General features: G+C 32.5%; 21 protein-coding genes. All 21 read left to right on the forward strand.

Annotated features, from left to right (window positions below; all coding sequences use genetic code 11):
- Positions 1–7 precede the first annotated feature (7 nt).
- The 21 genes from ACZ430_RS09950 to ACZ430_RS10050 all read left to right on the forward strand — a co-directional run bounded on the left by ACZ430_RS09950 (position 8) and on the right by ACZ430_RS10050 (position 24,210).
- Positions 8–586, forward strand: coding sequence for a winged helix-turn-helix transcriptional regulator (locus tag ACZ430_RS09950; RefSeq protein WP_297213247.1), 579 nt, complete (start codon positions 8–10; stop codon positions 584–586).
- Positions 574–1,083 (forward strand): UpxY family transcription antiterminator, encoded by a 510-nt coding sequence (locus tag ACZ430_RS09955; RefSeq protein WP_297213244.1) that lies wholly within the window; start codon positions 574–576, stop codon positions 1,081–1,083. Before ACZ430_RS09950 ends, ACZ430_RS09955 begins: the two co-directional genes overlap by 13 nt.
- Positions 1,084–1,205: 122 nt before the next feature.
- On the forward strand, positions 1,206–2,525 hold the full coding sequence (locus ACZ430_RS09960; protein ID WP_297213241.1) for a nucleotide sugar dehydrogenase: 1,320 nt from the start codon (positions 1,206–1,208) through the stop codon (positions 2,523–2,525).
- Positions 2,526–2,536: 11 nt separating this feature from the next.
- Positions 2,537–4,150, forward strand: a complete 1,614-nt coding sequence (locus ACZ430_RS09965; protein ID WP_297213238.1) for a Gfo/Idh/MocA family oxidoreductase — start codon at positions 2,537–2,539, stop codon at positions 4,148–4,150.
- Positions 4,147–4,365 carry a hypothetical protein gene (locus ACZ430_RS09970; RefSeq protein ID WP_297213235.1) on the forward strand — a complete coding sequence of 73 codons (219 nt, stop codon included), beginning with the start codon at positions 4,147–4,149 and terminating at the stop codon, positions 4,363–4,365. The genes ACZ430_RS09965 and ACZ430_RS09970 overlap by 4 nt, the downstream gene beginning before the upstream one ends.
- Complete coding sequence (locus tag ACZ430_RS09975; protein ID WP_297213232.1) at positions 4,355–5,899, forward strand: DegT/DnrJ/EryC1/StrS family aminotransferase; 1,545 nt, start codon at positions 4,355–4,357, stop codon at positions 5,897–5,899. Before ACZ430_RS09970 ends, ACZ430_RS09975 begins: the two co-directional genes overlap by 11 nt.
- A 33-nt stretch (positions 5,900–5,932) precedes the next feature.
- A complete protein-coding gene (locus ACZ430_RS09980) occupies positions 5,933–6,913 on the forward strand; it encodes an NAD-dependent epimerase/dehydratase family protein (protein ID WP_297213228.1) in 981 nt (326 codons plus the stop codon).
- Between the two features lie 26 nt (positions 6,914–6,939).
- The gene (asnB, locus tag ACZ430_RS09985) at positions 6,940–9,042 is read left to right on the forward strand and encodes an asparagine synthase (glutamine-hydrolyzing) (protein WP_297213224.1); all 2,103 of its coding nucleotides are present in this window, start codon (positions 6,940–6,942) and stop codon (positions 9,040–9,042) included.
- A gap of 43 nt (positions 9,043–9,085) precedes the next feature.
- Entirely contained in the window at positions 9,086–9,691 is a 606-nt protein-coding gene (locus ACZ430_RS09990; RefSeq protein ID WP_297213221.1) for a methyltransferase domain-containing protein, read from the forward strand.
- Positions 9,692–10,040: 349 nt separating this feature from the next.
- Positions 10,041–10,976, forward strand: coding sequence for a lipopolysaccharide biosynthesis protein (locus ACZ430_RS09995; protein WP_464910586.1), 936 nt, complete (start codon positions 10,041–10,043; stop codon positions 10,974–10,976).
- Between the two features lie 502 nt (positions 10,977–11,478).
- Complete coding sequence (locus ACZ430_RS10000; RefSeq protein WP_297213215.1) at positions 11,479–12,372, forward strand: NAD-dependent epimerase/dehydratase family protein; 894 nt, start codon at positions 11,479–11,481, stop codon at positions 12,370–12,372.
- Positions 12,359–12,886 (forward strand): class I SAM-dependent methyltransferase, encoded by a 528-nt coding sequence (locus ACZ430_RS10005; RefSeq protein ID WP_297213212.1) that lies wholly within the window; start codon positions 12,359–12,361, stop codon positions 12,884–12,886. The genes ACZ430_RS10000 and ACZ430_RS10005 overlap by 14 nt, the downstream gene beginning before the upstream one ends.
- On the forward strand, positions 12,883–13,233 hold the full coding sequence (locus tag ACZ430_RS10010; RefSeq protein ID WP_297213209.1) for a hypothetical protein: 351 nt from the start codon (positions 12,883–12,885) through the stop codon (positions 13,231–13,233). The genes ACZ430_RS10005 and ACZ430_RS10010 overlap by 4 nt, the downstream gene beginning before the upstream one ends.
- A gap of 32 nt (positions 13,234–13,265) precedes the next feature.
- Positions 13,266–14,294: a hypothetical protein gene (locus ACZ430_RS10015; protein WP_297213206.1), complete on the forward strand. Its 1,029-nt coding sequence runs from the start codon at positions 13,266–13,268 to the stop codon at positions 14,292–14,294.
- A gap of 10 nt (positions 14,295–14,304) precedes the next feature.
- Complete coding sequence (gene asnB / locus ACZ430_RS10020) at positions 14,305–16,197, forward strand: asparagine synthase (glutamine-hydrolyzing) (RefSeq protein ID WP_297213204.1); 1,893 nt, start codon at positions 14,305–14,307, stop codon at positions 16,195–16,197.
- A 72-nt stretch (positions 16,198–16,269) separates the two neighbouring features.
- The gene (gene wecB / locus ACZ430_RS10025; RefSeq protein WP_366934819.1) at positions 16,270–17,361 is read left to right on the forward strand and encodes a non-hydrolyzing UDP-N-acetylglucosamine 2-epimerase; all 1,092 of its coding nucleotides are present in this window, start codon (positions 16,270–16,272) and stop codon (positions 17,359–17,361) included.
- A complete protein-coding gene (locus ACZ430_RS10030) occupies positions 17,351–18,544 on the forward strand; it encodes a glycosyltransferase family protein (RefSeq protein WP_464910587.1) in 1,194 nt (397 codons plus the stop codon). The genes wecB and ACZ430_RS10030 overlap by 11 nt, the downstream gene beginning before the upstream one ends.
- A gap of 88 nt (positions 18,545–18,632) precedes the next feature.
- A complete protein-coding gene (locus tag ACZ430_RS10035) occupies positions 18,633–19,823 on the forward strand; it encodes a glycosyltransferase family 4 protein (RefSeq protein ID WP_297213196.1) in 1,191 nt (396 codons plus the stop codon).
- Positions 19,824–19,835: 12 nt separating this feature from the next.
- The gene (locus ACZ430_RS10040; protein ID WP_297213193.1) at positions 19,836–20,849 is read left to right on the forward strand and encodes an NAD-dependent epimerase/dehydratase family protein; all 1,014 of its coding nucleotides are present in this window, start codon (positions 19,836–19,838) and stop codon (positions 20,847–20,849) included.
- The gene (locus ACZ430_RS10045; RefSeq protein ID WP_297213190.1) at positions 20,837–23,005 is read left to right on the forward strand and encodes a bi-domain-containing oxidoreductase; all 2,169 of its coding nucleotides are present in this window, start codon (positions 20,837–20,839) and stop codon (positions 23,003–23,005) included. The genes ACZ430_RS10040 and ACZ430_RS10045 overlap by 13 nt, the downstream gene beginning before the upstream one ends.
- Positions 23,002–24,210, forward strand: a complete 1,209-nt coding sequence (locus ACZ430_RS10050) for a glycosyltransferase family 4 protein (protein WP_297213187.1) — start codon at positions 23,002–23,004, stop codon at positions 24,208–24,210. Before ACZ430_RS10045 ends, ACZ430_RS10050 begins: the two co-directional genes overlap by 4 nt.
- The last annotated feature ends 2 nt before the right edge of the window (positions 24,211–24,212 follow it).

Below are 24,212 nucleotides of genomic sequence, written 5' to 3' on the forward strand. Positions count from 1 at the left end.
TCATAGTATGAACAATGATAATTACAGCGACGAAATCTCTCTGCGGATTCTTGAGCAAATACAGAGTGACCCTGCAATCACACAAAGAGACTTGTCTTCAAAGCTTGGAATAGCACTCGGCCTTACAAATGCTTACATAAAAAGACTTGTAAAGAAAGGCTACATAAAGATAAGAAATCTCAACGGTAGAAGAATCATGTATATCCTCACACCTAAAGGAATAGTTGAAAAAACAAAGCTTACCTGTAATTACATGGCAAGGTCTTTTAACTATTTCAAGGAAATTAAGCATAAAATAGACAAGACATATGCACAGGCTCTTGAGGCTGGTGATAAAAGAATTATTCTTTGGGGAAGTGATGAGCTTGCAGAGCTTTGCTATATTGCATCCAAAGGTTTACCTGTAGGTATTGTTGGAGTTGTAAGCCTAAATGGAAGAGAGAGGTTTTATGACTGTGAGGTTTACGGAAAGGATATGATAAATAATATTGATTTTGACGCAATCTTAGCGGCAACTTTTGAGCCAAAAGAGCTTGCGGAGCTTGAAAATATAAAAGCAAAGGTGTACTACCTGTGGCAGAATTAGGAGCAAACTGGTATTGTATATACGTCAAATCAAGGCATGAGTTTAAGGTTTTTGACAGACTAACAAAAGCTGGAATAGAGACATTTCTTCCTGCTGTCGAAAGGCTTAGAAGATGGAAGGACAGGAAAAAGCTTATTAAGTTTCCTCTTTTCCCGGGCTATGTTTTTGTATGTTTAGAGAAAAGCTATGAATTGATACTTAGAGTGCTTAAAACGCCAGGTGTAGTCTGTTTCATAAAAAACCCTTGCGGTGAACCAGAGCCTGTGCCAGAGGAGGAAATAGTTCCACTTAGAAAGGCAATAGAAAACGGAAGAGAAATAGACCCGTATCCCTATATTAAAGAGGGACAGACAGTAAGAATAAAAAGCGGTCCTCTTGCAGGAGCAACGGGAATACTGAAGAAAAAAGAGAAGCAACATTATTTTATTCTCTCAATACATATGCTTCAGAGGTCTGTAAGTGTTAAAATAGATGCCTCTGAAGTAGAACTGGCTTAATACGTTTTTAGCCTGCTCGGTTACTACGGCTTTATCTTAATGCCCATGTAACTGAGGAGGCGGAGCATTGGGTAAAGAGAAAAGTAATAAGTAACTAAATAAGCTTTTTGGGGAGGAAAATAATGGCAAGTACTCATATTGTACTCATTGATAAGATAAAATCAAGAGATGCTAAGATAGCATTAATTGGTCTCGGGTATGTAGGATTACCTCTCGTAATTGAGTTTTGTAAGGCAGGATTTAAGGTAATTGGTTTGGACATTGATGAAGAAAAGATCAAAGTACTTAAGGAAGGAAAAAGTTATATCAAACACATAAATAGTGACAAAATTAAAGAGATTCTCCCAAGATTTGAGCCTTCAACTGATTTTTCTAAATTAACTGAAGCGGATTGTATTTTAATTTGTGTTCCAACCCCCTTAAATAGGCATCGCGAACCAGATATGTCTTATGTTTTCAATACTTCAAAGACTATCGCCCAATATCTAAGAAAAGGTCAACTAATTGTTCTTGAATCAACCACATATCCGGGCACAACTGATGAGGATATGCGAGCAATACTTGAAGACACAGGACTCAAGGCAGGAGAAGACTTTTATCTTGCCTACTCCCCTGAAAGAGAAGACCCCGGCAATATAGAGTATAGTACTTCCAAAATACCTAAGGTTGTAGGAGGGTATACTTGTAAGTGTCTTGAAATTACTAAAACTCTTTATGATGCAATCGTAGTTAAGACAGTTCCGGTTTCTTCTACAAAAGTTGCAGAGGCTGTGAAACTTCTTGAGAATATCTATAGAGCAGTAAACATAGCACTTGTTAATGAGCTTAAGATATTATTTGACAGAATGGGCATAGATATATGGGAAGTAATTGAAGCAGCAAAGACAAAGCCGTTTGGTTTTCAAGCCTTTTATCCCGGACCTGGATTAGGTGGGCATTGTATTCCTATAGACCCTTTTTATCTGACATGGAAAGCAAGAGAATACGATTTCCCAACCAGATTTATTGAACTTGCTGGAGAGATAAACACTCACATGCCTTACTTTGTGGTAGATAAGACCATAGAAGCTTTAAATAAAAGAAGAGTGTGCATAAAAGATGCAAAAATTTTAATACTTGGGCTTGCATATAAAAAAGATGTGGATGACGCAAGGGAATCCCCATCTTTCAAACTCTTTGAACTGTTTGAGAAAAAGGGAGCAATAGTTGATTACAATGACCCCTATATTCCTAAAATGCCAAAAACAAGAAGATTCAAATTCAGCAAAGTTTCAGTGGAGTTAACTCCTGAGAATCTTGCAAAATATGACTGCGTTGTTATTGCTACCAATCATAGCCAGTATGACCCTTCATTTATAGTTGAGCATTCTAATTTTGTTGTTGATACAAGAGGGTTGATAAAGGAGATTAATAGATACCAAGGTAAGGTTATCAGAGCTTAGGAGGACAAAAAGTGAAAGGACAAAAATTTATTGCTCAGATAGGGCTTGGATATTGGGGTAAGAACATACTTCGTAATCTCCATGAACTGCGAGTTTTACACACGGCCTGTGAAGTCAATCCATCTACACTAAAACAATTTAAGAAACAGTACCCAGAAATAAATTTTACAGATTCGTTTGAGCATATTCTCTCTAACCCCGAGATTAAGGCTGTAGTAATATCAACTCCAGCAGCCACTCATTATGAAATTGTAAAAAGAACACTGCTTTCAGATAAAGACGTTTTTGTTGAGAAGCCTCTTGCATTGAAAACAAGTGAAGGTGAGGAACTCGTTAAACTCGCAGAAAGGAAAGGCAGAGTTTTGATGGTTGGGCATATTCTACAGTATCATCCTGCTGTAAGAAAACTTAAAGATTTGATATCTACGGGAGAACTCGGCAAGGTTCAGTATATCTATTCAAATAGGTTAAACATAGGAAAACTTCGCACAGAAGAGAATATCCTTTGGAGCTTTGCTCCTCATGATATATCTGTCATATTAATGCTTGTAGAAGAAGAGCCTGCAAAAATATACGCTACAGGAGGCGACTATATTAATAGGGGTATATATGATACAACTATTACAAATCTTGAATTCAAGAGCGGCATAAAAGCACATATTTTTGTAAGCTGGCTTCATCCCTACAAAGAACAAAAGCTTATAGTAGTTGGCTCAAAGGCAATGGCGGTTTTTGACGATGTGAGCAAAGAAAAACTCTTCATTTATCCCCATAAAATTGAATGGAAAGAGGGTAAAATACCTGTTGCACAGAAGGCTGATTATGAGATTATTCCAGTCGAAGTTTCAGAACCTCTTAAACTTGAATTGATGCATTTTATTGAGTGTGTGCAGGAGAGGAAAAATCCTCTCACTGATGGATATGAAGGACTTAAGGTTCTAAAGATACTCGAACTGGCTGAAAAATCTATAATTAATGGCATGCCAATAACTTATCTATCTGAAAATAAAAATTATTTCTCTCATGAAACAGCCATCATAGATGATGGAGTAGAGATAGGTAAAGACACAAGAATATGGCATTTTAGCCACATACTTAAAGGTACGAAGATAGGAGAAAAATGCATCATTGGACAGAATGTCGCAATTGGACCTGATGTCATTATTGGCAATCGCTGCAAAATTCAGAACAATGTATCTGTATATAAAGGTGTGACTCTTGAAGATGAAGTTTTTTGTGGACCTTCGTGTGTATTTACAAACGTATACAATCCGAGGGCTTTTATTGAGAGGAAGCATGAATTTAGGCCAACTCTTGTAAAAAGAGGAGCTACAATAGGAGCAAATGCCACCGTGGTCTGCGGGATAACAATTGGAAAATATGCCTTTATTGGAGCAGGTGCGGTAGTAAATAGAGATGTGGAAGACTATGCACTCGTTGCAGGTGTTCCAGCAAAAAGAATTGGGTGGGTTTGTAAATGTGGAGTAATACTGATTAATAAAGATAAAATAAATGGAAATGTTTTAGGAGAATCAGACTCAGAGAGAAAGATTATTTGTCCAAATTGTGGAAGTATTTATAGATTAAAAGATAGCATATTTAAACCTTTGGAGGAAAGAATATGAGATTAAAAGCAAAGAGAGTAAAAGGAGGATTTATGATACCCATGATTAAAGGTTTTGAAAATAAAGAAGAAATAGAGGTAGAGATTAGAAATGAATTGGGAATAGAAAAAACCTTTACTGAAAAATTATGGGAAACAGTGGGAGAATTTCCTCAGAAAAAAATTAATTGGAAAAAGAGATGGAATAAGCATTTAGAGGATAAATATGGATACTAAAATTTTAGTGGATATTAATGTAATTCTCGATGCGGTATTGCTTAGGGACAAAGTCTCAAAGCAACTTCTTGATAAATTAGCATCTTCAAATGTTGAACTTTTTATTACTGCTTCAATGATACCTACGCTTGATTATTTTCTAACCAAATATAAAATTGACAAATTAAAATTTAAGGAAATCTTTTTTTCAAGATTTTCTGTAATAACCTCCTCCGGTTATGAGGCACTTAAATCAATGGATGCTGACGATTCAGAAGATGCTCTTATTGCAGAATCTTTCAGAAGAATTGCCCCAGATGGAATAATAATTAGCAGAGATAAAAACCTCAATAGATATGGTTTAAAGGTAATGACTCCAAGACAGGTTCTTTCAGACATTGATAATATTCTCAAGAGAGAAGGAGAAATATCAATATTGAATTTACAAAAACAATATAGACATATCATGGAAACGATAGATAATTCAATATTATCATCTATAGCAGAAGCTAAATATATCTTAGGTCCGCAGGTAAAAGAATTTGAAAATAAGCTTGCAGAATATATAGGTACAAAACATGCTATTGGTGTTGCCTCAGGGACAGATGCACTTCTTTTAAGTTTAAGAGCTCTGGCTATCAAGAAAAAGGGTGAAGAATATTGGTCAAAAGACGATTTGGTTATAACTACGCCTTTTACCTTTACAGCAACAGGAGACACAATCTTAAGAAGTGGAGCAACTCCGCTTTTTGTAGATATAGATTTAGATACTTACAACATTGATACATCAAAAATAAAAGATGCTATTAAATTTTATGGGAAAAAGGTTGTTGGCATTTTACCGGTTCATCTTTACGGTTTGCCCTGCAATATGGATGAAATAATGGAAATTGCCGAAGAGAATGATTTATTCGTAGTAGAGGACTGTGCGCAGGCATTTGGAAGCATTTTCAAAGGCAAAAAGGTTGGCAGTTTCGGTGACACAGGAGCCTTTAGTTTTTTTCCTTCAAAAAATTTCGGAGCCTTTGGAGATGCTGGAGCTGTCACAACAGATGATGATGAACTTGCAGAAATAATAAGAATGCTCAGGGTGCATGGAGGTAAAGACAAATATAATGTAGACCACATTGGCTATAAAGCAAGACTTGACACTTTGCAGGCTGCGGTTTTACTTACAAAGCTCCCGTATATAGATGAGTTTAATGAAAAAAGAAGACAAATTGCCAAATCATATATTGAGGGCTTAAGAAATGTAAACAATATAAAGCTTCCATTCACACCATCAGAAGATTATTATCACAATTTTCATCAGTTTACAATTTTTGTAAAGGATGGCAGAAGAGATGCATTGCAAAGGGATTTGAAAGAAAAAGGTATTCAAACTATGATTTATTATCCTGTGCCTCTTCATAAAATGAAACTATTCCGGAGTAGGTCTGAGATTTTTGGTAGTCTGGACAACTCAGAAATAGCAAGTAACAGTGTATTGAGCTTGCCAATCGAGCCGTTGATGGGAGACAGTGAAATTTCAGAAGTAATCAGTGCGTTTATGTAAATAGATAAAAAGGATAATTTAGGAGGTTAAGTAATGGAGAAAGACAAATTAGAAAATGCTCGGATACTGGTAATTGGAGGAGCTGGATTTATTGGGAGTTTCGTGGTAAGTGAACTTTTAAAACATCCTATCAGGGAGGTAATTATCTATGATAATTTTACAAGAGGAAAATTTGAAAACATAAAGGCCTCTCTTGAAGATCCAAGATGTGTAATATTCCCTTATGGAGGAGATATTAGAGATATAGATATTTTAGATAAGGCATTTGAAGGAATTGATTATGTTTTCCATCTTGCAGCCATGTGGCTTTTACATTGTAAAGATTTCCCACGAACTGCCTTTGAAGTAAACATAGCGGGAACCTTTAATGTATTAGAAGCATGTGTGAAACATAAAGTAAAAAAATTAATTTTTAGTTCTTCTGCTTCTGTTTATGGTGATGCTTTAGAGACACCTATGACAGAAAACCATCCTTTTAATAACAAAAATTTTTACGGAGCGACAAAAATTGCAGGAGAAGCCATGTGTACAGCTTTCAATGATAGGTATGGGCTTCCTGTTATAGGATTAAGGTATGCCAATGTTTTTGGCCCGAATCAGGATCAGAAGGCTGCCTATACCGGTGTGATTCCAATAATGCTTAACAAAGTTGAGACTAATGAACCAATTTACATTAATGGTGACGGTTCTCAGGCTTATGACTTTATATATGTTGAAGACGCTGCAAGAGCTAATATATGCGCATTGATATCAGATACACCTTTTGGGTTTTACAATGTTGGTACAGGCGTTCAGACTTCTATAAAAGAACTGGTCAATTTAATTCTGAACTTAACAGGAGCAAAAAATGAAATTATATATAAACCATACAGTCCAGACGATGCGAGGCAGTTTGTAAAAAATAGAGTATTATCTCCTGAAAAGGCGGAAAAGGAGATTGGCTTTAAATATAAATACACTTTAGAAGCAGGGCTCAAGAAATTGATAGAGTGGAAAAAAATTAATGTTTTATAATGTGACAATAGATTAATTTATTTACCATGTGCGGAATAGCGGGTTGTGTTGCTTTAAATCATAAAACAGTTCATTTCCCATCAACTAAAAAAATGGTAGATGTAATATCTCATCGGGGTCCAGATGATGCTGGATACTTATATTTTCATACAGGATGCAGACACATTAAAGGGCATTCTTTTCACATGAATCTATCTGACAAAAGATATTCTAAGCTCGCCCCTTTGATACCAGACATTCAAGATGAACCAGTTATTAGAGAATTAAATAGACATGACTGGGACATTTTCCTTGGACACAGAAGGCTTGCCATTTTAGACCTGACTGAGGCAGGTCATCAACCCATGAGTGACTTATCACAAAATATTTGGATAGTTTACAATGGAGAGATATACAACTTTCAAGAATTAAGAGCAGAACTTGAAAAATTAGGACATAAGTTCAAAAGCCATACCGACACTGAGGTAATAATTTATGCTTACATAGAATGGGGAATATATTGTATTGAAAAGTTTAATGGTATGTTTGCCTTTGCACTTTATGACAACTTTCAGAAAAAATTTTATCTTGTGAGGGACAAGTATGGAATTAAACCACTTTATTATTCTCTAATTAAGGAACCTGCTGGCTGGACATTACTCTTTGCAAGTGAAATAAAAGCTCTTATGCAATATGACTACTTTCAAAAAGATATGGATTTTAACGGCGTTGTTGAGTACTTCTCATTTCAGAATTTTTTCACAGATAGGACTTTCTGGAGGGATGCAAAAATACTTCTGCCAGGACATTATATTGAAATTAGCCTTGGAAAAAAAGAAATAGGAAAAACTTATTTTCATTCTCGTCACAAATCTTTAATAACAGCTATAAGCGATTTCAGCGCGATTATCTCACAATCTAATCTTGAAGCAAAAATTCAGCAATACTGGGATTTTGAGCCATTTCAGGTAAAATTTAAGGGCAAAGAAGCAGATTTAATAAAAAATTTAGAAGAGGTTTTTGAGAGGGCGGTAAATCGACAACTCTTGAGTGATGTAGAGGTAGGTAGTTACCTTAGCGGTGGAATGGATAGTGGTTCCATCTCCGCTATAGCATCTAAGCATTTTAGACAAAAAAAGGGCTCTTTTAAAACTTTTACCATAGGATTTGACCTTCATAGTGCCAGTGGTTTGGAGATAACTTTTGATGAAAGAGAAAAGGCTGAACATATGGCATATCTCTTTGAAACAGAACATTACGAAATGGTTCTTAAAGCCGGAGATATGCAAAGATGTATCTATGACCTCGTTTATCATCTTGAAGATACAAGAGTTGGACAGAGCTATCCAAATTACTATGCTGCTAAACTTGCAAGTAAATTTGTTAAAGTTGTTCTTAGTGGATGTGGTGGCGATGAACTCTTTGGAGGTTATCCTTGGAGATATTACCATGTATTAAATGCAAAAACTTTTGATGAATTTGTGGAAAAATATTTCAAATTTTGGATTAGATTGCTTCCATTTGGAGTAATTCATAACGTTTTCTCACCAATTAAGGGACAATTCACTGTTAATCCAAGAGAGATTTTTGTCTCGGTTATTCCTGAGAATTTTAGAAAAAACAACTATTCTTCAGATGAAAATATAGAGTTAGCTATGTATTTTGAACAAAAAACTTTTTTACATGGATTACTAATAGTTGAAGACAAATTAAGTATGAAACACAGCCTTGAATCTCGCGTTCCATTTCTTGATAATGAATTAGTTGATTTTGCACAAAAAATACCAGTTAATCTAAAGATTACAAATATTGAAAACTTTGCTAATTTAGATGAAAATGATTTAAGAAATATCAAAAAAACCAATGATGGCAAAGTCATCCTACGCAAGATGATGAAAAAATATGTCCCCGAAGAAATTAGCAACTCAGTTAAACAGGGCTTCTCAGCCCCTGATAGCAGCTGGTTTAGAGGAGAAAGTATTGATTTTGTTAGAAAAGTTCTATTAAATCCCAAGGCAAGAATTTACGAATTTTTAGACAGGAAAATAATTCAAGATTTAATAGATGACCATTTTAGTGGTAGAAAAAATAGAAGACTTCTAATTTGGAGCTTATTGAGTTTTAAGGCTTTAATAGAAGTTCATTCTTAGGATTTGCTTTAAATAGATGATTTTGATGTTATTATAATAAATAATGTTTGAAAAAATGAATTTTTCTATAGAAAATGGATATTTTATTGACGTAAAAGGTCAAAAATTTAAAACTATTCAGACTGAACTAATTGATGATTTAAGTTGCCTAAGCAAACAATTAGCTTCAGAACAAGAATATTTAGAGACTCAATTTAATGAGAAAATTAATGAAGAGGTATTATATTTGATGAGAGATTTCCAATCATTCATAGCTAAAAATTTAATTCAATCTAAGATAAACAAAGGAATAATATTAGATGTAGGTTGCGGTTCGTATATTAAAGTACCTCCTTATTTAAGAGATTTAGTATCAAATAATAGATACATATACATAGGATTAGATCCTCTGAAAATTACACAACTAACTCGAGATTACCTTTTTATTAACGGAAAATTTGAGAATTTACACAAATATATTAATCAAAAGTTTGATATTTTAGTTTTTTCAACTAGTTTAGACCACTTTGAAGATTTAAAGGCTGTTGAGAATGAAATTAAATTAGTAACTCATAAAGATAGCATAGTGTTTTTCTGGGTGGGATTACATGATCCTTGTATTGTTTGGGAGCATAGCATGACAGCTTTCATCAGGAGAAATTCATGGTAAGGAAATTTATTTTCATTTATGAAAACTTTTCTGAGGATACCTATAAAATTAATATTATTAGAATTTGAAATGAAAAAGAGAAAATTTAAACTCAAAAATAGAATTCCTATAGACAATCTTCATTTCCATTATTTTACTGAGAATAGTATAATGGATTACTTATCAAAAGTTGGAAAACTTATTGATATTAAAAAGTGTTATGGTTCAAATTCTATTTTTGCTGCGATAAAACCTCATATTTAATAAAATAATCATTTTCAAGTAAATTACAAATCTATCATTGGCTAGTTATGATTTCTTAAATCTAAAAATTTGTTGTTAATTTAATCAGAAAACATGATGACATCGCATGATAAAGGAATTCTTTAAAAATAGCTTATTATATTTCTTGAGTAATATTTTAATAAAAGGTTTGCAGGTTCTTTTGTTACCAATATATACGAGATTTCTATCTCCCTATGATTATGGAGTTCTTGATTTGTTTAATGTTGTCTTTACATTCATAAATATTATATTTACTGTAGAAATCACACAAGCCATAGCAAGATATTATCAGGAAAGTAAAAATTTGAAGCAAAACAAAGAATATATATCAACAGCCTTCCTATTCACCTTATTTATATATTCAATCTATTTATTGAAATGCATTGTTTTTGCTGAAAGTCTTGCAGAATTTTTGATTGGGGGAAAGACATCTAAAAAAATTTTTATTTTAGGTAGCGTTTCTATATTTTTTAATGGTCTTTTTTACTTTACAATAAATCTTCTTAAGTGGAGAGTAGAACCAGGAAAACATCTAATCATTTCAATAATAAATTCAACTCTAACGATTACTATTTCAATACCTTTGTTGATTCATTACAATCTAAAAATTGAAGCAATATTTTTAGCACAGATAATAACAAATTTTTTAACTACTATTTTGGCAATCTATTATTCAAGAGATGATTACGCAATTATATTTAAATATAAGAAATTTCAAAAACTTGTTAGATTCTCTTTTCCTTTGATGTTATCAAGCATGGCAATGATAGGATTTATTTACGAAGATAGAATCTTTATAAACTATATGTTAGGAATAAATGATTTAGGCTTATACGGCGTAGCATATAGATTTTCAACTATAGCTGGATTATTTATGTATGGCTTTCAAAATTCACTTATGCCACTAATATATAGGGATTATAGTGACATTGAAACCCCAAATAAGATTGCTCATATTTTTCTTTTTTTTTATTTTTCTGGTTATTTCTGTAACATCTTTTACAATTATTTTTTCTCGTGATTTAATAGTATTACTAACAACAGAATCTTACTATGGTTCCTATACTGCTATTCCTTTTCTAACAATGGCTACTTTTTTTTTGAATAGTTATATATTTACGCCCGGAATGTGGATTAGAGGAAAAACAAAAATTTTTTTTATTATTACAATTACAGCTTTTCTGATAAATAGCATTTTAAACTACATATTTATTAAATTAACTGGATTTAATGGTGCTGCAATGGCTACATTAGTATCATCGATAATATTTTTTTCTTTGAATATTCTTATCTCTCAGAGATATTATCCTATTCCCTATAAATTAGAAAAGATAATTTTTATTCTATTATTTGCCATAATGAGTTTTGTCATTAGTTTGTTTATTTCAGCAAATAATCAATCGATTATTACAAAGATTTCTCTATATTTATTAATTAATTTTGCTTATTTGTTTTTTTTAATTGACAAGCAAAAAATTTTTCCTTTCATAAGAAATCTAGTTGAACTAAAAAAGAAAAAATAGATGAATATTTTAATTACTGGAGCAAATGGCTTAATTGGTAGACATTTAGTTGCACTTCTTAGTAAAAAAAATAAAATTTATGCTATTGTGAGAGAAAAGACAGGGATTCAATTTGAAACTAACAATAATGTATTTATTAAAGAAATGGATTTAACTAAATTTGATACTCAAGAATTGCCGACTAAAATTGATGCTATATATTATCTGGCCCAATCCAGAAGATTCAGGGAGTTCCCAGAGGGGAGCGAGGATACTTTGTTAGTGAATGTTGTCGCACCGATAAAATTGGCTAATTGGGCGATAAAGAATAATGTAAAATTTTTCTTATATGCCTCAAGCGGGGGTGTCTATACAAATCCAAATCAACCAGTAAAAGAATTTTTGGAGATAAATGCAAATGAAAAATTGGGATTTTATCTCAATAGTAAGCTAAGTGCGGAGATGCTTTTAAGAAATTATGCTCGTATGTTTAAAACATTCGTTATTTTACGCTTATTTTTTGTCTATGGTCCAGGACAAAACAAGTCAATGCTAATCCCAAGATTGATTAATAATGTCAAAAATAAAATAGAAATATTATTAAATGGGGAAGAGGGTATAAGCATAAATCCTATTTATGTTTATGATGCTGTTGAAGCAATAGAAAAAACTTTATATTTAAATGGTGAGTACATTTTCAACATAGCAGGAGACGAAATAGTTACGATAAAGGGTATTTGTACTAAAATACAGGAGATAACAGGTATAGAACCTATTTATAAAAGAGTAGAAGAAATCCAGAATGATTTAATAGCAGATATTACCTTAATGAAAACTTTACTTCATGTACCTAAAATTTCTATAAAAGAAGGATTACAAAGACTAATAAAGGAGGATTTCAATGACGAATACTGAGAGAAGTTTCAGGGACAAATGGGAAAAAAATGAAAAGGCTTTTTTTGAAATAACAAATAAAGAAGGAAGCGAAATTCAAAATTGGATTTTAAATAGAAATGGTTGGAAAGATTTAAAAGAATTAAGAGAGTTTTTAAAAAACAAAAAAAGGATACTTGATGCAGGATGTGGAAATGGAAGAGTAACGAAATTGCTCAGAGAAAATAGCCCTTGCGAAACCGAGATAATAGGCATTGATCTGGTCTCAGCCTCAATTGCCCACAAAAATCTTAAAGGTTATAAGAATATTTTTTTCTATGAAAGAGATTTATTAAGTAATCTAAGGGATTTAGGTAAATTTGATTTTATATATTGCCAAGAAGTGTTGCACCATACTAAAGATCCAAGGACTGCTTTTAATAATTTAATCCAAATACTTGAAGAAGAAGGGATAATAGCTATATATGTTTATAAGAAAAAAGCTCCCATAAGAGAGTTTACAGATGATTATATTAGAAATATCATAAAAAAATGAACTATGACGAAACCATGAAATTAGCAGATAAAATAACCATATTAGGCAAAACACTTAGTGACACAAATTGTTTTATAAAAGTTCCTACTATTAAAGAGTTGGGTATTGTTGGAGGAGAATATAGTATTCAGAGATTTATCTATCATTTCTTTATGAAATGTTTTTGGAATGATGATCTTACTTTTGAGGAGAATAGATTAGTTAATTATGACTGGTATCACCCTGAAGATTGTTCAAGACATACTTTGGAGGAGGTTATTACTTGGTTTGAAGAATCAGGCCTCTTAATAGTTCATAAATTTGAAGATTTTTACGGCATAACTGTGCATGGAAAGAAGTTATCATGAGAGTCTTGCACTTACCTACATCTGTAGGAGGAATGCCTTGGAGTTTAGCTCAAGCAGAGAGAAAGCTTGGCTTGGAATCTAAAGTTCTTCTCACTGAGCAAAATTGGTTAGATTACCCTTACGATTTTTGTTTGCATTTGGAAAACAAAACAAGATTTGAAAAATTAATAATGAAAATTAAAACTTTTTTTGAAGTGAGGGATAAGTATGATGTTTTTCATTTTAATTTTGGTAGCACACTAATAGATTATTTTAACTATGGAATACATCTGATTGATTTACCATTCTATAAGGGTAAAAAAGTATTTACCTACAATGGTTGTGATGCAAGACAAAAATATCCTACGATAAAAAGGACTCAATTTTCCGCTTGTCTTGAGGAAAATTGTTATGGAGGTATATGTAATAGTGGAGATAGAGATCACATAAAGAAAAAGCGAATTGAAAAAGTCTCAAAATATGCAGACCATATTTTTACAGTGAACCCTGATCTAATGTATTTTTTGCCTGAGAAAAAGAGTAGTTTTTTGCCATATGCAGTTGCTGGGTGGGATAGTATTAAATTTGATGATTATAAGATAAAAAACAAGCTCTGTTTAGTTCATGCTCCAACAAACAGAGGAGCAAAAGGTTCAAAATATATATTAAAAGCTTTAGAAAATCTTAAAAATAGATACAAAAATATTGAGATTTTAATAATTGAAAATATTCCAAATAAAGATGCGCTAAACTTATATAAAAAAGCTCATATCGTAATTGACCAAGTCCTTATCGGCTGGTATGGAGGCTTAGCAGTAGAGGTTATGAAAATGGGAAAGCCTGTTGCAGTGTTTATAAGAGACGAGGATTTGAAATTTATACCAAAAGAAATGGCAAAACAGCTAAAGGATACAATTATAAATGTAAATCCATTTAATCTAGAAGAGGAACTAAGCAAGTATATAGAGAATACAAATTTACTAATTCAGAAAAGTCAAGCATCTTTAGAATATGTCTATAGATGGCACGATCCTAAATATGTAGCATCTATCACAAAAAGCGTATATGAGAAATATTTATGAGTCAATCTAAATGTGCGGTATTGCTGGAATAGTATATAAACACCAAAATCTTCTCCGAGATGAGATAAAAATCATGACCGATACCTTGGCTCACAGAGGTCCTGATGGAGAGGGTTTCTATTTTGGAGAAAATTTTGCCCTCGGACACAGAAGACTGGCTATTATTGACCTTTCCCCCTTAGGTCATCAACCGATGATTTATAAAAGGGGAAAAGAGGAATATGTGATTGTATTTAATGGGGAAATTTATAACTATATTGAATTAAGAGAAGAGTTAAGAACATATGGCTACATGTTTAACACTAATACAGATACTGAGGTTATATTAGCTGCATATGATATGTGGGGAACTGAGTGTCTTAAGAAATTCAATGGAATGTGGGCTTTTGTTATATTTGACAGGAGAAAAAATATTTTTTTTGGTTCCAGAGATAGATTCGGTGTAAAGCCTTTTTATTACCTAAACAACAACAAAGTGTTTGCATTTGCTTCGGAAATAAAAGCATTATTGAAGCTTCCTCATCAAAAATTAGAATTAGAGGAAGAGATTATATTTGACTATTTATTATTAGGTTATGAAGAACAGGACAATTCAATATTCAAGGGAGTATATGAACTATATCCTTCCAGTGCTTTTATTCTAAATCTTGATGACTTTTCTTTTAGAGAATGGAGATATTATGAGTTGGCATATGTTGATAAATATGAAAAATTTGATGAAAAACAATTGTGGAAATATAGAGAAGAAGTTAAAGAACTGATATTTAATGCTGTAAAACTAAGATTGAGGTCAGATGTGCCTGTAGGTTCTTGCCTAAGTGGTGGTTTAGATAGTTCTACTATTGTGTGTGTAATAAATGAAATTATAAAGAAAGAAACTGTTCCACAAGTAGGATTCAAGCAGAATGTTTTTACGGCTACTTATACAGACAAAGCAGTTGATGAGAGCAAATACGCTGAGGCAGTTGTAAAACATACGCAAACTGAATGGCATCAAACCTATCCCACAGCAGAAAATTTGATAAATGATTTAGAGGATTTGATTTACTATCAAGAAATTCCTTTTGGCTCTACAAGTATATATGCCCAATACAGTGTCATGAGGTTAGCAAAAGAAAAAGGCGTTAAGGTTCTGCTTGATGGACAGGGAGGAGATGAACTCTTTACAGGTTACATTGGATATTATCCAGTTTTCTATAGAGAGATTTTGATGAATTTTGATTTGAAAACATTTTGTAACGAATTGAAAAATATAAGAAATTCTCCTATTTCAATAAAGAATTTAACACATATATTCATTAGAAACTTCGTTGCTCATACGATACCTGATAGATTATTAGCCATCTTTTACTTACTATTAACTAACAGGGCTAAGTATTTTAATAGGGAGTTTCTAAGCAAATTTAAATATAGGATTGAAAAGTATGTGGAAGAATTGCCTAAAACTCTTAATCAACAACTTCATCAATATATTACTGGTAAGAATTTAAAAACTTTGCTAAGGTATGAGGATAGAAACTCAATGAGATTTAGCATTGAGTCAAGAACCCCTTTTGCAGATGATATAAATCTTATTGAGTGCTTGTTCAAAATGCCATCAACATATAAAATTCATAAAGGATGGAGTAAGTATATTTTGAGAGAAGCCATGAGAGGAATTATTCCAGAAAAGATTCGTCTGCGGACAGACAAGGTTGGCTTTGCAACACCAGAGAAAAACTGGCTTTTGAGTAAGAGAGATTTTATTGAGGACATCTTACATTCAAATAATGACCTAATAAAGGATTATCTTAGTTTAAACAGGCTTCTGAAAGACTATGGGAGTGGTAAAATATTCAAAGAAGGATTTCTCCTGTGGAGAGTTATTAATTTTATAATATGGAGAAACATTTACAGGGTTTAGAGGAAATAGTCGAATATATATTTGGAAAATAGTAAAAATCGCTAAATGTATTAGCAAGTTCAATAAACAATGTTGAAAATTTTATCCGTAGTTGGTGCAAGACCTCAGTTTATAAAAGCGGGTATTATTACAAGAAAATTAAGGGAAAAGGGCATAAAAGAAATCTTAGTTCACACTGGACAGCATTATGATTATAATCTGTCAGAAATATTTTTTAGAGAACTTGAAATTCCTGAACCAGACTATTATTTAGGAGTAGGGTCTGGGTTGCATGGAGAGCAAACTGGTAAAATGCTAATTGAAATAGAAAAAATATTATTAAGTGAAAAACCTGAGATTGTTATAGTATATGGAGATACAAATTCTACTTTGGCAGGAGCACTTGCTGCATCAAAGCTTCACATTCCTGTTGCACACGTAGAGGCAGGCTTGAGAAGTTACAATAAAAATATGCCTGAAGAGATAAATAGAATATTGACTGACCATATTTCTAATTATCTTTTTGCTCCTACAGATTTAGCGGTTGAGAACTTAAAAAAAGAAGGCATAATTGAAGGTGTTTATAAAGTAGGAGATGTTATGTATGATGTAGCCCTTGAAGCAATTAAAAAAGTTAATGAAAGAGATGTTTTGTCTAAATATAATCTAAAGTCTAAGAATTATATTTTAGTTACAATTCACAGGGCTGAAAATACTGACAATATTGATAATTTTAGAAACATTTGGCAAGCATTAAATGAACTTGCTTTAGAAGGATTCAAAATATTTTTTCCTGTTCATCCAAGAACAAAAAAAGTTATTAATGAGACTGGATTTGAACGGAATTCAAAAAATCTGATTCTTTCAGATCCGGTGAGCTATTTTGAGATGTTAGCTTTAGAAAAGAATGCAAAGCTCATAATAACAGACTCTGGTGGAGTGCAAAAGGAAGGTTACTTTTTCGGAACTCCGTGTGTAATTACAAGAAAAGAGACGGAATGGGTAGAGTTGGTGGAGCTTGGGTTCAATTCTTTAGCAAGTACAGATAAAGAGAAAATAAAAAGGGAAGTTTATTCAAAAATTAATACTTGTACTAATGAAATCAAATCAGGTTTATATGGTAAGGGCATTGCATCAAATATTATTGTAGATGTTTTCATTAATAGACAAAGAAATGAAAAATAAATCAAAATTTAGAGCATTAGTATGTTGTTTAGCAGACCCAAGTAAAAATCCGAGACCAAACAGGATTATTAACCTTTTAAACGAATTAAATTTTACAGTTGATATATTTTCTCACAAAAAAAGTTCAGAGTTAAAAGTTAATAAAGAGTATGTAATACCTAATTTAAACACGACAATGACAAGTAAACTTTCCAGAGGATTTTTAAAACTATTTAGAAAATTCTCCCCTTCTCTAACAGCAAAAATAAAAATTACTGAAAAGTTAGCTCGAATTTCAAATTTAAGAAAAATTGAATTTAAAGTTTATAATTTAATTGTCATAGAAAATTTAGAGTTTTTACCTATAGTTATGAATTTAAAAGATAAGAACAACATGGTAATATGTGATCTAAGAGAATACTATCCTCTGGAATTCGAAAATTCCTTTTTTTTTAGATTTTTTGAATCTGATTTCAGAGAAATTATATGTAAAAATTTTTTATCAAAATGTGACTTAATTATGACAGTATCGAATGGTCTATCTGACGCATATGAAAAAAATTTCGGTATAAAGCCAATAGTTGTTTACAGTACTCCTTTTTATAATAATTTAAGTCCTAACATTGTATGTGACAAAAAAATAAAATGTGTTCATCATGGCATTGCAAATAGAGATAGGAAATTAGAAAACATGATTTACATGTTTAAATATTTAGACAATAGATTTTATTTAGATTTTTATCTAGTTGGCAATAAAAATTATATAAACGAGCTAAAGAGAAAATCTGAACCATTTAAAGAGAGAATTAGATTTTTAGATCCCATTCCATTCAATCAAATAATTACTTCCCTTCATAATTATGACATAGGGCTTTATCTTTTGGAAGATACCAATTTTAATACAAGGTTTTCCTTACCAAATAAATTTTTTGAATTTATACAGGCAAGACTAATGGTTGCTATTGGTCCTTCCCCTGAAATGTCAAAAATAGTAGAGCAATATGAACTTGGAGTTGTCAGTGAAAATTTTAAACCCTACTCTTTAGCTAAAAAATTAAATTCTTTGCAAGCAGATGCTATTTTAAAATTTAAACAAAATTCATCGGTAGCAGCAAGAATTTTTTGTTATGAAAATGAGGCTACTAAAATAAAATCAAAAATAGAGGAAATTTTTAATAGAAAATCAAAAATTACTATTATTTAAGGATGTAAGTTTTGCCTGCTTAAAAAAGCAAAAATATCAAAAAATATAATAATGTAAATGTATAACATTTAAATAAGAGGATAAATAAATGCATATTTTATATGTATATGGAGCTTCAAGCTTTGGCGGTGCAACTAAAAGTTTACTTTATTTGATAAATAAACTCTTAGAATTTAATGAAAATGTAAGTATATCAATATTAACAATAAAAAAATTGAAAAAATACTTTGATGAAGAGAAATTTAATTGTATTGGAATAAGATGGATATCTAAGTTTGATATAACTCAATATGGACATTATAGGGGTTTACGATGGTTAGTATTATTTAGAGAAGTACTTTTTCTGGCAAGTTCTATTCTCAAACTTTACAAGATAATACGTTCAATAAAACCTGATATTGTTCATTTAAATGATGCTACTTTCTTTTTTTATGCTCCGATAATAAAATTTTTTCAAAAAGATATAAAAGTTATTCTTCATGTCCGTTGTCTAATTCACGATAAAAAAAATTTGAGAATCAAATTTTTCAAACATATATTGGACAATTACATAGATCAAATTATTTCTATTGATGAGACTGTTAGAGAAAATTTACTCCAACTAACCAGGCGGGAAATACAAACGATCCATAATGGATTTGAGATAAATAATTATCTAAATACAAGTAAATCAAGTCGCTGTTTTTCTGTAGGCTTTATAGGTGTATTATATCGTGCAAAAGGAATATACGAACTAATGGAAGCAATTAAAATTTTATTGTTAAAAAAGGAAATTAAAGATATTAAGTTTATAATAGCAGGATTAAATACAAGAGAGATTAAAAATTCTTTATTTAGGGTGATTCTAAAAAAATTGAAGCTTTATGAGGATACAGAAAAAGATTTGCTTGATTTCATCAAAATTCATAATTTTGAAGAAAACGTAATTTACATGGGGTTTGTTGAAGATGTTAATACTTTTTATACTAAAATTGATCTTTTAGTCTTTCCATCTCATCTAAATGCAGTTGGAAGACCTGTATTTGAAGCGGGATTTTATGGAATTCCGAGTATTGTTGCTGTCAGAAATCCTAAACCAGATACTATTATAGATATGGAAACTGGTATTTGTATTGATTATCCAGATCCTGAGAAAATTGCTGAGAAAATTGAATTGTTATACAAAGACCGAGCCTTACTAGAGAAACTTGGTAGAGGTGCAAAAAGGTTAGTTAATAAGTATTTTGATGCTAAATTGAATGCTAAAAGAATAATGGATATTTATAATATATTACATTGACAAGAAATGTGTATGAAAATTCTCATTACTGGTGGCTCAGGTTTTATCGGAACAAATTATGTAGATTATGCAATGTCAAAAGGTTGCGAAGTAATTAACATTGATATAAAGCCTCCATTTAAAGAAGAACATCACAAATATTGGGAAAATTGTGACATTATGGATTATCAAAAACTAAAGTCAATTATTTTTGAATTCCAACCAAAATACGTAGTCCATCTTGCTGCAAAGACAGGAGCCCACTCTATAACAGACATACAGGAGTTTGCTCCTAACATGCAGGGAGTGAAGAATTTGATTAAGGCATTAATAGATTATAGTGGCTTAATGAGTGAAAGGGTAAATGGGATCAGGGAAGGATGTTTAAAAAGAGTTATTTTTACTTCATCGCTGCTTGTGTGCAAAATGGGATATATTCCTAAGCATGATGAGGATTATATGCCAACTACTGCTTATGGACAAAGTAAAGTAGAAGGGGAAAAGATTGTACGTAATTGGCAGAATTTGCCCTTTGAATGGACTATCATACGACCTATTTCTGTTTGGGGACCTTGGATGATTGAACCTTATATTAATTTTTTTAGAGCCATCAAGCAAGGTTGGTATTTTCATATAGGGCATGGTCATTATAAACGCTCCATGGGATACGTGGAAAATATCGCCCATGAGATACATAGTATTTTACTTGCACCAAGTGAAAAAGTTCATAAAAAGACTTTCTATGTAGGAGACCCAGAGCCAACAGATCTACATGATTTTGCTGAGTTGGTAAGAGAAAAAATGAAAGCTCCGAGAATTCACAAAATGCCGATGTGGATGGCGAAAACTTTTGCAAAAGTTGGAGATATGTTAAAATTTTTAGGTTGGACCAATGTGCCCCTCACAAGTTTTAGGCTTAACAACATTACTACTGAATATGTTTTTGATTTATCTCCCATTTTAGAGGTATGTGATGGCAAGCTTCCTTATGATAGAGAAACTGCCGTAGAGAAAACGGTGGAGTGGTTTAAAAAATGCTGCAACTAATCCAGAACTATCGCACGGGAAAGATTGAATTGGTTGATGTTCCGGTGCCAAACTTGGCAGCAAATACCTTGTTAGTTAAAAATTATGCATCATTAGTGAGTATTGGCACTGAACGCTCAATAATAGAGCTCGGCAGAAAATCGTTGCTGGGTAAGGCACGAGCCCGTCCAGATTTGGTAAAGAGATTTTTAGATAAGGCAAAGAAAGAGGGATTCTTGAAAACTTTTCAGGAAGCAATGGGAAGACTGGACAATCCTGTACCTCTTGGATACAGTTCTGCAGGAGTTGTAGTTGAAGTTGGAGGTAATATTCATAAATTTGCCCCAGGTGACAGGGTTGCTTGCATTGGTGCGGGATATGCCTCTCATGCAGAATATGTGACAGTGCCTGAGAATCTTTGCTGTAGAATTCCAGAAAATGTTAGCTTTGAAGAAGCTTCTTTTGGAATGCTTGGGATAATTGCCATGCATGGTATAAGATGCGGTAATCTAACCTTTGGTGAAAGGGTTGCTGTTATTGGACTTGGTTTGCTTGGATTGTTAACTATTCAGATTTTGAAAGCGTATGGTTTCATGGTTATGGGATTTGATATTGATGAGTCAAAAGTTGAAATGGCAAGAAAATTAGGAGTAGATGAAGTTAGCTCAGATGCTGAGAATTTTAAAAATTTGGTTGATAAATACACAAATGGATTTGGTGCAGATACTGTAATAATTACTGCTGCAACAAAATCTGATGCTCCTATTCATTTGGCAGTAGATATAGCAAGGTTTCGCGGCAGAATTGTTGTTGTAGGAGTTGCCGATATTCACCCTGATAGAAATGAACTCTGGCATAAAGAATTAGAACTTATAGTCTCCAAGGCAGCAGGTCCTGGTAGTCTTGACCCAATCTATGAAAATAAAGGCATTGATTATCCGTTGGGCTATGTTAGATGGACAGAGAATAGAAATCTTGAGGAGTTTTTGAGACTTATCTCTGAAAAAAAGGTCAATTTGGAGCAACTCATTACTCACAGATTCCCAATCGAAGAGGCTGTTCAAGTTTATGAGAATATGATGAATAACAGAGGCGGACCCTATGTGGGGGTTGTTCTAAAATACTCTGCTGAAAGAGAGATAACACAGGAAAGATTTAAAAAGATAAAAGAGGCACTAAAAATTTCTTCTGTAACATTGGGGGTAATCGGCGCTGGATTATTCGGTAAGGCTTTACTGATTCCAGCTCTGTCAAAGCTATCCGATGTTCGCTTTCATACTCTTTCTACAAGCTCTGGTATAAATGCATATCATGTTGCAAAAAAATATGGCTTTGAGAATGTTACGACTGATTATAGAGAGATTTTAAAAAATGAAGAAATAAACTCCGTAGTCATACTAACCCCACACCGTCTTCATGCAAAAATGGTTATAGAATGTTTGAAGGCAGGAAAGCATGTTTTTGTAGAGAAGCCATTATGTATCAATGAAGAGGAGTTAAAAGAGATAACAGATATATATTCCTCTCTGACGGATGATGAACAATCTCTTCCCTTTCTTATGGTTGGTTACAATAGAAGATTTTCCCCTCATACTGAAAAACTAAAAAGTTTCCTGAATAATCGTAAAGACCCGCTAATGATTAATTACAGAGTCAACGCTGGCTTTGTTCCACCTGAGCACTGGGTTCATTCTGAAGAAGAGGGAGGGGGAAGAATTATTGGAGAGATATGTCATTTCATTGATTTGATTATTTATCTGACAAATAGTTTACCTTTGCAGGTTTATGCAGAGAGAGTTTCTGGTAACAATAAGACCATAGTTAATGACGACAACGTTTCAATTGTAATCAAATTCAGGGAAGGTTCTGTGGGTAATATTTTCTACTCTGCCTCAGGAGATAAGGCATTCTCAAGAGAGAGAATAGAGGTTTACTCTGAGGGTAAGACATTAATTATTGAAGATTTCAAAAACTCTTATTTCTGGTTAGGGGGCAGGACTAAAAAGTTTAAAACTTTAAATCAGGAGATAGGCTATAAGGAAGAATTATCTCATTTCATAAATGTAATCAAAGGGAATGAAAAACCAAAAATAACCTACGATGAAATTTATTACTCCACCCTTGCAACCTTCAAAATCAACGAATCTCTCTCAAAGGGTACAGTAATTCACCTATGAAGGTGCTATTAATAACTGATTCCTATCCTCCAGAGATTCGCTCCGCCTCTCATTTGATGCTGGAGCTGTCTGAAGGGTTGAGAGACAAAGGTTTTGAGGTTACTGTTGCTACAACCTATCCAGAATATAATTTAGCCAACGAGCAGAGGAATAAAAAATATCCAGAGTTTACTGAAGAAAATCAAATTAAGGTCATTAGAATAAAAACTCTGCCACATCACAAAGTAAATTTTATTATCAGAGGCATTTCTCAGATTAGCATGCCCTATATATTTGAGAGTAAAATTAAAAAATACTTAAAAAAAGTAGACATAATTATTGTTTACAGCCCTCCTCTGCCACTTGCAATGCTTGGAACTAAGCTCAAGAAAATTTTTAATGCAAAATTTTTCCTAAATGTTCAGGACATATTCCCTCAAAATGCTATTGATTTAGGAGTATTAAAGAATCCTCTTTTAATAAAGTTTTTTAAATACATGGAGCGAAATGCTTACATAAACTCAGATTTAATTTTTGTCCACTCTGAGGGTAACTCATACTTTTTAAAAAAGAATCATCCAGACATTGCAACCAAATTTATAGTCCTTCATAATTGGATTGATACAAAACAGTTTGAGGGGCTGTCAAGGACTAACAAATACAGGAAGCTATATGACATAGAGGATAAATTCATTATACTCTTCGCCGGAGTTATAGGACCCTCTCAAGGTCTTGATTTTGTCATAGAACTAGCTGAAAAGTTACAGGATTTAAAAGATTTGGTGTTCCTATTTGTTGGTGATGGCATGGAGAAAACAAAACTACAGGATTTAGCCAGAGCCAAGAATTTAAATAATGTTATTTTCAAGCCCTTTGTATCTAAAGACGAATATCCCTATCTTGTTAAGGATTGTGATGTGGGGCTTGTATCTTTATCCAGCAAAAACAAAACTCCTGTGGTGCCAGGGAAGATTCTTGGATATATGGCTGCAAAACTTCCTGTTTTAGCTTTTTTGAATAGGGAAAGTGATGGGCACAGTATAATTAAAAATGCCGATTGTGGTTTAAGTTGCATTCATGGAGATATTCATGCAGCAGAGAAGTTAGTGAGAGAAATTTACAGAAATAAAATTTCACTCAGCACATACGGCGAGAATGGTTATAAATATTTGGTGAATAATTTTGAAAGGGAAATTTGTATTCAAAAGCTGATAGAAAATTTTTAAGG

This window comes from Thermodesulfovibrio sp. TK500a, from assembly GCF_055381765.1.